This window comes from Pseudoroseomonas cervicalis ATCC 49957 (assembly GCF_000164635.1).
GTDB classification, from domain to species: domain Bacteria; phylum Pseudomonadota; class Alphaproteobacteria; order Acetobacterales; family Acetobacteraceae; genus Pseudoroseomonas; species Pseudoroseomonas cervicalis.
The window spans coordinates 712015-722375 of sequence record NZ_GG770777.1 but is presented as its reverse complement, the minus strand read 5'-3'; the positions used below and the strand labels follow the sequence as shown (position 1 = coordinate 722375).

The window sequence follows — 10361 nt, the reverse complement described above, 5'->3', positions numbered from 1 at the left end:
TCGGCCGCGCCGCCGCCCTGGCGCTGGCCGCCGCGGGGGCCGAGGTGGTGATGGCCGCACGCGCCCTCGACGAGATGCAGGCCACCATCGCCGCGGCCGGCCCTGGCCTGAAGCTCTCCGCCCATGCGCTGGACGTCACCGACCGCGCCGCGGTGCGCGCCCTGGTGGAGCGCGAGGGGCCCTTCGACATCCTGGTCAACAATGCCGGGACCAATATCCGCGAGCCCTTCACCGAGGTGCAGGACGAGAGCTTCGACGCCCTGGTCGACCTGAACCTGCGCGCCGCCTTCACCGTGGCCCAGGCGGTGGCCGCCGGCATGGTGGCGGCGGGGAAGGGCGGCAGCATCATCCACCTCTCCTCGGTGAACGGGCATGTCGGCGGGCTGAACCGCACCGTCTACACCGCCACCAAGCACGGCATCGAAGGGTTGAGCAAGGCGATGGCCGCCGAGCTGGGCCCGAAGGGCATCCGCGTCAACACGCTCTGCCCCGGCTTCGTCGAGACGCCGCTGACCGCCGGCCTGCTGTCCGACGAGAAGTTCCGCGCCGCCCATCTGCGCCGCACGCCGCTCGGCCGCATGATGGGTGTCGAGGACATCATGGGCGCGGTGGTCTTTCTGGCCTCCCCCGCTTCCGCCATGATCAGCGGCGCCTCGCTGCTGATCGATGGCGGCTTCTGTTCCGTTTGAGACCTGTCCGAAAGAATCCCATGCGCGACTTCCACTCCCCCGGCCGCAGCCCTGTCCTCGCCATGAACGGCATGGCCGCCACCTCCATGCCGGCGGCCTCGCTGGCCGCCATCGACATCCTGCGCCAGGGCGGCAACGCCATGGACGCCGCCATCGCCGCCGCCGCCGTGCTGGCGGTGATCGAGCCGCAATCCACCGGCATCGGCGGCGACAATTTCTGCCTGTATGCCCCGGCGGGCACCGGCCAGGTGGTCGCCATGAACGGCTCGGGCCGCGCGCCGGCGGGTGCCACGCCCGAGAAGCTGCGCGCCGATGGGCTGACGGCCATGTCGGCGACCTCCGCCCATTCGGTGACCGTGCCGGGCGCGGTCTCGGCCTGGGACAAGCTGAACAAGGCGCATGGCAGGCTGTCCCTGGCGCAGATCCTGGCGCCCGCCATCAAGCTGGCCGAGGAAGGCCACCCGGTGCATGCCCGCGTCGCCTCCGACTGGGAGGCCGCGGCCGACAAGCTGGGCAAGCACGAGGCGACCGCCCGCCACTTCCTGAAGGATGGCAAGCCCTTCGCCATCGGTGACAAATTCGCCCAGCCGGCGCTGGCCCGCACGCTGCGCGCCATTGGCGAGAAGGGTGCGCGCGCCTTCTATGAGGGCGAGATCGCCGCCGACATGGTGGCGACCCTGCGCGCCGCCGGCGGCACCCACACCGAGGCCGATTTCGCCGCCGGCCTCGACGTCGCCGAATTCGTGACGCCGATCCAGACGCGCTGGAAGGGCCTCGACATCTTCCAGTGCCCGCCCAATGGCTCGGGCCTGCTGGTGCTGCAGATGCTGGGCGTGCTCGGCCAGATGGAGACGCCGGAGGGCGGCCCGCTTTCCGCCACCCGCCTGCACCGCCATGTCGAGGCCGCGCGCCTGGCCTATCGCGACCGCGACGGCTTCCTGGCCGACCCGTCCCAGGTCGAGGTGCCGGTCGCCAAGCTGACCTCGGACGAATACACGACGCAGCTGCGTGGTCTGATCCGCGACGATGTGGCGATGCGCGAGCTGCCGCCGGCCGGCATGGCGGCGATGCTGCCGAAGCACCGCGACACCGTCTATCTCTGCGTCGTCGATGCCGAGGGCAATGCCTGCTCCTTCATCAACTCGCTGTTCGAGAGCTTCGGCTCCGGCATCCTGGCCGAGAAGAGCGGCGTGATGCTGCACAATCGCGGCTTCGGCTTCCGGCTGGAGGAGGGGCACCCGAACTGCATCGCGCCCAATAAGCGTCCGATGCACACCATCATCCCCGGCATGGTCATGCAGGATGGCCGCGCCATCATGCCCTTCGGCGTGATGGGCGGGCATTTCCAGCCGATGGGCCAGACGCTGTTCCTGACCAACCATTTCGAGTTCGGCCTGGACGTGCAGAGCGCGCTCGATCTGCCGCGCCTCTTCCCCTACCAGGGCAAGCTGCAGATCGAGCGCGGCATCCCCGTGGCGGTGGTCGACCAGCTGAACCGCATGGGCCATGTCTGCGAGCTGATCGACAAGCCGCATGGCGGCGGCCAGGCGATCCTGATCGACCATGCGCGCGGGGTGCTGGTCGGCGGCTCCGATCCGCGCAAGGATGGCTGCGCGCTGGGCTACTGAGCCTGACGCGGCGCCGGGCGGTGATCCCGCCCGGCGCCTTTCTTTCCGTGTGCCACAGCAAGGAATCCGCCGCGTGACCGAGCCCTGCGACCTTTCCGCCGTCACCCTGCGCCGCCTGATCGGCGAGAAGAAGCTCTCGCCCGTCGAGCTGCTCGATTCCTGCCTGAAGCGCATCGGCGAGGTCGACCACGCGGTGAACGCGATGGTCGCGATGGATGAAGGCGCCGCCCGCAAGGCGGCGCAGCAGGCCGAGCAGGCGGTGATGCAGGGCGAGAAGCTCGGGCCCCTGCACGGCCTGCCGCTCGGCATCAAGGACCTGGACGAGACGGCGGGCCTCGTCACCACCTTCGGCAGCCCGATCTTCAAGGATCATGTGCCGGCCAAGGATTCCACCATGGTGGCGGATCTGCGCGCCGCCGGCGGCATTATCCTGGGCAAGACCAACACGCCGGAATTCGGCGCCGGCGCGAACACCCGCAACGCCGTTTATGGCGCCACCGGCAACCCCTTCGATCCGACGCGCTCGGCGGCCGGCTCTTCCGGCGGCTCGGGCGTGGCGCTGGCCTGCTCCATGGTGCCGCTGGCCTCGGGCTCGGACACTGGCGGCTCCTTGCGCAACCCCGCCGCCTTCAACGGCATCGTCGGCTTCCGCCCGAGCCCCGGCATGGTGCCGGCGGAGCGCCGCCTGCTCGGCTGGTCCAACCTGCCGGTGCTCGGCCCGATGGCGCGCGATGTCGGCGACCTGGCGCTGATGCTCTCGGTCATGGCGGCCGATCATGGCGTCGACCCGCTGGCCTACACCCTGCCGGACTGCGATGTCCGCCGCGGCATGGCCTTCGACGAGGCGATCGACCTCTCCAGCCTGCGCGTCGCCGCGACGCCGGATTTCGGCTTCGCGCCGACCGAGAACCATATCCGCGAGGTCTTCGCCAGCCGCGTGCAGGCGCTCTCCCCGCTCTTCGGCCGGGTCGAGGAGGCGACGCCGAATTGCGAGGGCACCGACGAGGTCTTCGCCATCCTGCGCGCGCTGAATTTCCTGGCGGCGCATGAGGAGAAGGTGCGCAAGCGGCCGCAGGATGTCGGCCCGAATGTGCGCGCCAATGTCGAGGAAGGCCTCGGCTACAGCGCCAATGACGTGGCCCGCGCCTCGGTGCAGCAGACGAAGATCTACCGCAACTGGCAGGATTTCTTCGCGCGCGGCTACGACGTCGTCATCTCGCCGGCGATCACCCTCTCGCCGCGCCCCTGGGCCGAGCTGTATCCGGCGGAGATCGACGGCAAGCCGACCAAGAACTATTTCCACTGGCTGGCGCTGGCCTATGCGGTGACGGTGCCGGGGCATCCGGCGATCTCGCTGCCGCTCGGCGTCGACAAGGCGGGGCTGCCCTTCGGCCTGCAGATCGTGGGGCCCCGCGGCGGCGATGCGCTGGTGGTGGCGGTGGCCGCGGCGATCGAGGCGGCGGTGGCGGGTGATGCCACGCTCGCCCGCCCGGTGCCGGACCTGGCGAAGCTGCGCGCGGCACAGCCGATCCGCGAGATGCCGAACTTCCTCAGCTTCGACTGAGAACGGGGCGGCGGGCGCGCCCCGCGCCCGCCCGCCGGCGCAACGGGAGAGGATGGCCATGGCGCTCGACTTCTTCGATTCCGCCTACTATCTCGCGACCAATGGCGATGTCGCGGCCAGCGGGTGGGCCACCGATCCCGGCGGCCATTACGAGCGCTTCGGCCGCTACGAGGGGCGCAACCCCAACGCCTATTTCGACGAGGGTTTCTACCGTCGCTTCCAGCTCGACGTGGCGGAGGCGATCGGCGATGGGCGCTTCGCCTCCGGCTATGACCATTGGATCGGCTACGGCCAGTTCGAGGAACGCTCGCCGCGCCAGGTCTATGGCACCCAGAACACCTACTTCCCGAGCGAGCTCGGCTTCACCAACGCCGGCGGCTATTTCGCCGCCAATGCCGATGTGCTCGACGCCTATCTGCGCGGCGAGGTGCGCTCCGCCTGGCAGCACTATGTCGAATACGGCCATGACGAGGGGCGGCAGAGCCTGCGCGGCGTTGTCGTCACCGGCAGCGGCGGCGACGACGATTTCAGCGTTCTCGATGGCCGCAGCCAGTGGGTTGTCTCCGGCGGGGCCGGGCGCGACACCATCATCGCCGGCCAATGGTATGTCACCGGCGGCTTCTACGCCTATGGCCATGACCGGCTGGATGGCGGCGACGGCGACGATCTGGTGAATGGCGGCTACGGCAACGACATCCTGATCGGTGGCGGCGGCAACGACATCCTCTATGGCGGCGACACGCCGACCCTGGTCTCGCCGCCGCCCTATTACCCGGGCCCGCCTTCGCCACCCTATCTGCGCGTCTTCATGGACCAGTTCGTCTTCGGCGTGCCCAGCCAGGCCTACGAATACGACATCGTCGGCAGCCTGCCCGGCGCCAGCTGGGACATCTATGACCGCATCGTGCTGCCGGCCGGCGTGACGGCGCAGGACCTGCAGATCTTCCGCCACAACGAGGATTGGAACATCCGCTACGCCATCGCCGGGCGGGTGCAGGAGATCTCGCTGGACTTCCAGCCGGGCGAGACGCCGGAGAGCTTCCAGATGGCCTGGCTGGCCTTCACCCCGGCCTGACCGGCGAACCGGGCGGCGTCGACGCCGCCCGGTGTGCCTCGCCTCAGGCCGGCTGGATGTTGCCGCGCCGGACCACCTCGGTCCAGCGCGCGATCTCGCGGCGCTGGAACTCCTGGAACTCGTCCGGCGTGCTGGCGACCACCGAGAAGCCGATGCGGTCCATCTGCTCCACCGTCGCCGGGTGGCGCAGCGCCGCGGCGATGGCGGCGTGCACCCGCGCCGTCAGCCCGGCCTCCATCCTCGGTGGCGCCGCCATGGCCTGCCAGGAGGAGACGACGAAATCCTGCAGCCCGGCCTCGGCCGCCGTCGGCACGTCCGGCAGCAGCGGATGGCGCTGCGCCGAGGTCACCAGGATCGGCTTCACCTGCCGGTCGCGGATGAAGGGCGTGATGAAGCCGAGATTCTGGAACGACATCTGCACATTGCCGGCGATCAGGTCGGTGGTCGCGGGCGCCCCGCCGGCATAGGGGATATGCGCCATGTTGGTGCCGGTCAGCTGCTTGAACAGCTCCATCGTCAGATGGTCGGAGGAGCCGACGCCGCTGGTCGAGTAGGAATCCTGCGCGCCGTTGCGCTTCAGCCAGGGCACCAGCGTGGCGAGGTCGTTCGCCGCCACCTGGCGCGGATTGACCACCAGCACATTCGGCGTCGAGACCGACTGGGTGAGGTTGGTGAAATCCTTCTCCGGATCATAGCCCAGATTCGGCCGCAGCGCCTTGTTGATGGCGAAGGTGCTGATGGGCGCGGCCATCAGCAGGTGGCCATCCGGCGTGGCGCGGGCCAGGGCGCGGGCGCCGATCTCGCCGGCGGCGCCGGGGCGGTTCTCCACCACCACGGGCTTGCCCAGCGCTTCCGTCATGCGCTGCGCGACCGCGCGGCCGATGATGTCGGAGGAGCCGCCCGGCGCGAAGGGCACGATGATGGTGACGGGCTTGGACGGCCATTCCTCGGCCGCGCGCAGCGGGCGGGCGAGCAGCAGGGCGGGCGCGGCGAGCGCGCCCAGCCGCAGCAGGTGACGACGATTCATTGTTGTTTTCTCCTTGGACGTCGGGGGAGGGGGCGCGCTAGCGCCCGTTCTGCTTCCTCCAGGCGGCGAAGAGCTCGAGATTGCTCTCATCGGTCGGCGGGTAGAGGCCGAGGATGCTCTGGCCGCCGCGCACCTTCTCGGTGACGAAATCCTCGAAGGCGGTCATCTCGGTCGCCTCGTTGGCGATCTCGTCCGCCAGATGCGCGGGGATGACGATGACGCCGTCATTGTCGCCGACGATGACATCGCCCGGGAAGACCGGCGCGTCGCCGCAGCCGATCGGCACGTTGATGTCGATCGCCTGGTGCAGCGTCAGGTTGGTCGGCGCCGAGGGGCGGCTGTGATAGGCCGGCATGTCCAGCGTCGCGATCTCCGCGCTGTCGCGGAAGCCGCCATCGGTGACCACGCCGGCGACGCCGCGCTGCTGCAGCCGCGTCACCAGGATGCCGCCGGCCGAGGCCGCGCGCGCATCCTTGCGGCTGTCCATCACCAGCACGGCGCCGGGCGGGCAATCCTCCACCGCCTTGCGCTGCGGGTGGCCGCGGTCGCGGAACACCTCGAGCTTGTTGAGATCCTCGCGCGCCGGCATGTAGCGCAGCGTGAAGGCCTCGCCCACCATGCTCTCGGTCATGGGGCGCAGCGGCTGCACACCCTGGATCATCTGGGTGCGGAAGCCGCGCTTGAACAGCGCGGTGGCCAGCGTGGCGGTGCTGACCTGCTTCAGCTTGTCGCGCGTCTCGGTGCTCAGGGCCATGATGCGGCTCCTCAGTAGATCACGGGTTCGGGGACCGGCGCGCCGAAATCGGTGCGCAGGAAGTCGAAGTCGCAGCCTTCGTCGGCCTGGCGGATATGCTTGGTGAACATGTAGCCATAGCCGCGCTCATAGCGCGCCGCGGGCTGCACCCAGGCGGCGCGGCGGCGCGCCAGCTCCTCCTCGGAGACCAGCATGTTGATGCTGCGCGCCTGCACGTCGAGTTCGACGATGTCGCCGGTCTGCAGCAAAGCGAGCGGCCCGCCGATGAAGCTCTCGGGCGCCACATGCAGCACGCAGGCGCCGTAGGAGGTGCCGGACATGCGCGCATCCGACAGGCGCAGCATGTCACGGTGGCCTTCCTTCAGCAGCTTCTTCGGCATCGGCAGCATGCCCCATTCCGGCATGCCCGGGCCGCCCTGCGGCCCCGCATTGCGCAGCACCAGCACGGAATCGGCGGTGAAGGGGTAGTTCTCGTCCTCCACGGCCTTCTTCATCGAGGGGTAGTCGTCGAACACCACGGCCGGGCCGGAATGCTTGAGGAATTTCTGGTCCATCGCCGCCGGCTTGATGACGCAGCCGGAGGGCGCGAGATTGCCCTTCAGCACGGCCAGCGAGCCTTCCCCGTAGATCGGGTTGGAGAGCGGGCGGATCACGTCGTCATTGTAGACCTTGGCGCCCTCGATGTTCTCGCCCATGGTCCGGCCGGTCACCGTCAGGCAGTCCAGGTGCAGATGCTCGCGGATGTTGTTCATCAGCGCGCAGATGCCGCCGGCGTAGAAGAAATCCTCCATCAGATAGGTGCTGCCGGAGGGGCGCACATTGCCGATGACGGGGACCTTGCGGCTGTAGCGCTCGAAATCCTCGAGCCCGATATCCTGGCCGGCGCGGCGGGCCATGGCGATCAGATGGATGATGGCGTTGGTCGAGCAGCCCATCGCCATGGCCACCGCAATGGCGTTCTCGAAGGCCTCGCGCGTCTGGATCTTCTGCGGCGTCAGATCCTCCCACACCATCTCGACGATGCGGCGGCCGCAGGCGGAGGCCATGCGGATGTGGTTGGCATCGGCGGCCGGGATCGAGGAGGCGCCAGGCAGGCACATGCCGGCGGCTTCGGCGATCGCCGTCATGGTGCTGGCGGTGCCCATGGTCATGCAGGTGCCGTAGCTGCGGGCGATGCCCTGCTCGACGCCGAGCCAGTCCTTCTCGGTGATCTTGCCGGCGCGCAGCTCGTCCCAGTATTTCCAGGAATCCGAGCCGGAGCCGAGCACCTTGCCCGCCCAGTTGCCGCGCAGCATCGGGCCGGCCGGCAGGTAGATGGCGGGCACATTGGCGCTGGTGGCGCCCAGCATCAGGCCGGGCGTCGTCTTGTCGCAGCCGCCCATCAGCACCACGCCATCAACCGGATGGCTGCGGATCAGCTCCTCCGCCTCGATCGCCAGCAGATTGCGGTAGAGCATGCTGGTGGGCTTCAGGTAGCTCTCATCCAGCGAGATCGCCGGCAGCTCCACCGGGAAGCCGCCGGCCTGCAGCACGCCGCGCTTCACATCATCCACGCGCTGCTTGAAATGCGCGTGGCAGGGGTTGAGATCGGACCAGGTGTTGAGGATGGCGATGATCGGCTTGCCGGTCCATTCCTCCGGCGCGTAGCCCATCTGCATGGCGCGCGAGCGGTGGCCGAAGCTGCGCAGATCGGCCGGGCCGAACCAGCGGCGGCTGCGCAGCTCGTCCGGTTTCTTGATGTGGGGCAGGGGAGAATCGCTCATGGCGGGCAGGCCTCAGACGGGGTCGAGGGGGGCGCGGCCGGCCGTGACGGCCGCGATGTTGTCGAGGGCGCGCATCGCCATCGCGTCGCGTGTCTCCAGCGTGGCGCTGGCCACATGCGGGGTCAGGAAGACATTCGGCAGCGCCGCGAAGCGCGTGTCGTAATCGGGCTCCTTGCGGAACACGTCGAGCCCGGCGGCGAACAGATGCCCGCTGGTCAGCGCCTCCAGCAGCGCATCCTCATCGACCAGCGAGCCGCGCGCGGTGTTGACGAAGACGGCCCCCTTCGGCAGGGCGGCGAAGGCGGCGCGGTCCATCAGCACGCCGCTCCGCGCGCCGCCCGGCAGGTGCAGCGACAGGATCTGGCAGTGCGGCAGCATCTCCGCGACCGTCGGGAAGTATTCCGCGCCCTGTTCCAGCTCCGGCGCCAGGCGGTTGCGGTTGTGGTAGAGGATGCGCATGCCGAAGCCGCGCGCGCGCTGCGCCATGGCGCGGCCGATGCGCCCCATGCCGACGATGCCGAGCGTCTTGCCCGAGGGCCGCACTCCCAGCATGTCCGGCAGGCCCAGCCCCTTGCGCCAGCCCTGGCGCATCAGCGCCTCGTATTCATGGGCGCGGCGGCAGGCGGCCAGCAGCAGCAGGAAGGCCAAATCGGCGGTGCAGTCGGTCAGCACATCCGGGGTGTTGGTCACCAGCATGCCGCGGGCACGGGCGGCCTCGGCATCCATATGGTCATAGCCGACGCTGCTGTTGGCGATCAGCTTCACATGCGCCGGCAGGCGGGCGATGGCGGCCTCGTCCAGCTTCACCTTGGGGCCGATCAGCAGCGCCTCCGCCTGGTGCGCGGCGGCCGCGGCGATGGCTTCCTCGGCGGTCATGTCCTGCTCGGCCAGGATCGCGTCAAAATCGCGGCGGGCGCGCTCCGTGGCGGCCTGGGTCAGGCGGCGTGCCACCAGGATGCGGGGCAGGGGGCTCGGCATGGCGTCTCCTTCTCGGCCGTCCTCCGGGGCGGCGCTTGGAGTGAGACTACGAAACATCATCTTGTCAGGCAACCCGCCGATATTTCGGATTTCACCATGCCGCGCTAGGATGCGCGCATGAGGCCCCTTCCGCCCGACGACGAACCGCCCCTGCTGCAACCGATCGGCCGCCGCCCCACTGCGGGCGAGCTGGCCTTCGACAGCCTGCGCGCCGCCATCCTGTCGCTCAGCCCGCCGCCCGGGGCGGTGCTGTCGCGCGCGGCGCTGGCGGCGCAGCTCGGCCTCAGCCAGACCCCGGTGCGCGAGGCGCTGCTGCGGCTGCAGGCGGAAGGGCTGGTCGAGGTGGTGCCGAGCGCCTCCACCCGCGTCGCGCGGATCGATCTGGAGAGCGCCGGCCAGGCGCGCTTCCTGCGCCTGGCGCTGGAGCTGGAGCTGGTGCAGGCCCTGGCGCGGCAGCCGCCGGCCGGGCTGGCGGCCTCCTTGCAGGGCTGGCTGGCGCGGCAGGAGGCGCTGCTCGGCGACCATGCCGGCTTCGCCGCCGCCGATGACGGCTTCCACGCCGCGCTCTACGAGGCGGCGGGGCGGGCCCCGCTCTGGGCATTGGTGCGGAGCCGCAGCGGGCATCTGGACCGGCTGCGGCGGCTGCACCTGCCGGCGCCGGGCAAGGCGGCCTCGATTCTGGCCGAGCACCGTGCCCTGGTGGCGGCCATTCTGGCCGGCGATCCAGCCGCGGCGGCGTCCAGGCTGCGCGCGCATTTCGCTGGCACGCTCGGGGAACTGGCGCAGATCCGCCAGGCGCGGCCGGATTATTTCCAGCCCTGAGGGCGGGGCGGCGGCCCCGCCCCGCCCCGCGCCGTCAGCCGGCGAAGCTCAGCGCCAGGCC

At 70.1% G+C, this 10361-nt stretch carries 9 protein-coding genes; 5 read left to right on the top strand and 4 right to left on the bottom strand.

The features are described from left to right. The 4 genes from HMPREF0731_RS03105 to HMPREF0731_RS26325 all read left to right on the top strand — a co-directional run. Positions 1-689 (top strand): SDR family NAD(P)-dependent oxidoreductase (locus HMPREF0731_RS03105; protein WP_007002557.1); only part of this gene is annotated, 689 nt, incomplete at its 5' end. A gap of 20 nt (positions 690-709) precedes the next feature. Beyond that, the gene (gene ggt / locus HMPREF0731_RS03100; protein ID WP_007002556.1) at positions 710-2317 is read left to right on the top strand and encodes a gamma-glutamyltransferase; all 1608 of its coding nucleotides are present in this window, start codon (positions 710-712) and stop codon (positions 2315-2317) included. A gap of 73 nt (positions 2318-2390) precedes the next feature. Further along, positions 2391-3881, top strand: a complete 1491-nt coding sequence (locus tag HMPREF0731_RS03095) for an amidase (RefSeq protein ID WP_007002555.1) — start codon at positions 2391-2393, stop codon at positions 3879-3881. Between the two features lie 58 nt (positions 3882-3939). Continuing rightward, complete coding sequence (locus HMPREF0731_RS26325; RefSeq protein WP_157135907.1) at positions 3940-4956, top strand: hypothetical protein; 1017 nt, start codon at positions 3940-3942, stop codon at positions 4954-4956. 43 nt (positions 4957-4999) lie between these two features. On the opposite strand, the gene HMPREF0731_RS03085 is transcribed toward HMPREF0731_RS26325, so the two are convergent. From HMPREF0731_RS03085 to HMPREF0731_RS03070, 4 genes are read right to left on the bottom strand one after another with little or no spacing between them, the layout of a single operon-like run. After that, positions 5000-5983 carry a Bug family tripartite tricarboxylate transporter substrate binding protein gene (locus HMPREF0731_RS03085; RefSeq protein WP_007002553.1) on the bottom strand — a complete coding sequence of 328 codons (984 nt, stop codon included), beginning with the start codon at positions 5981-5983 and terminating at the stop codon, positions 5000-5002. A 37-nt stretch (positions 5984-6020) separates the two neighbouring features. Next, a complete protein-coding gene (locus HMPREF0731_RS03080; RefSeq protein WP_007002552.1) occupies positions 6021-6737 on the bottom strand; it encodes a ribonuclease activity regulator RraA in 717 nt (238 codons plus the stop codon). 11 nt (positions 6738-6748) lie between these two features. Further along, a complete protein-coding gene (gene araD, locus HMPREF0731_RS03075) occupies positions 6749-8500 on the bottom strand; it encodes an L-arabinonate dehydratase (RefSeq protein ID WP_007002551.1) in 1752 nt (583 codons plus the stop codon). 12 nt (positions 8501-8512) lie between these two features. Then, on the bottom strand, positions 8513-9478 hold the full coding sequence (locus HMPREF0731_RS03070) for a 2-hydroxyacid dehydrogenase (RefSeq protein ID WP_007002550.1): 966 nt from the start codon (positions 9476-9478) through the stop codon (positions 8513-8515). A 117-nt stretch (positions 9479-9595) separates the two neighbouring features. Here HMPREF0731_RS03070 and HMPREF0731_RS03065 point away from each other — a divergent pair, with 117 nt between their 5' ends. Continuing rightward, on the top strand, positions 9596-10300 hold the full coding sequence (locus HMPREF0731_RS03065; RefSeq protein WP_007002549.1) for a GntR family transcriptional regulator: 705 nt from the start codon (positions 9596-9598) through the stop codon (positions 10298-10300). Positions 10301-10361: the final 61 nt, after the last annotated feature.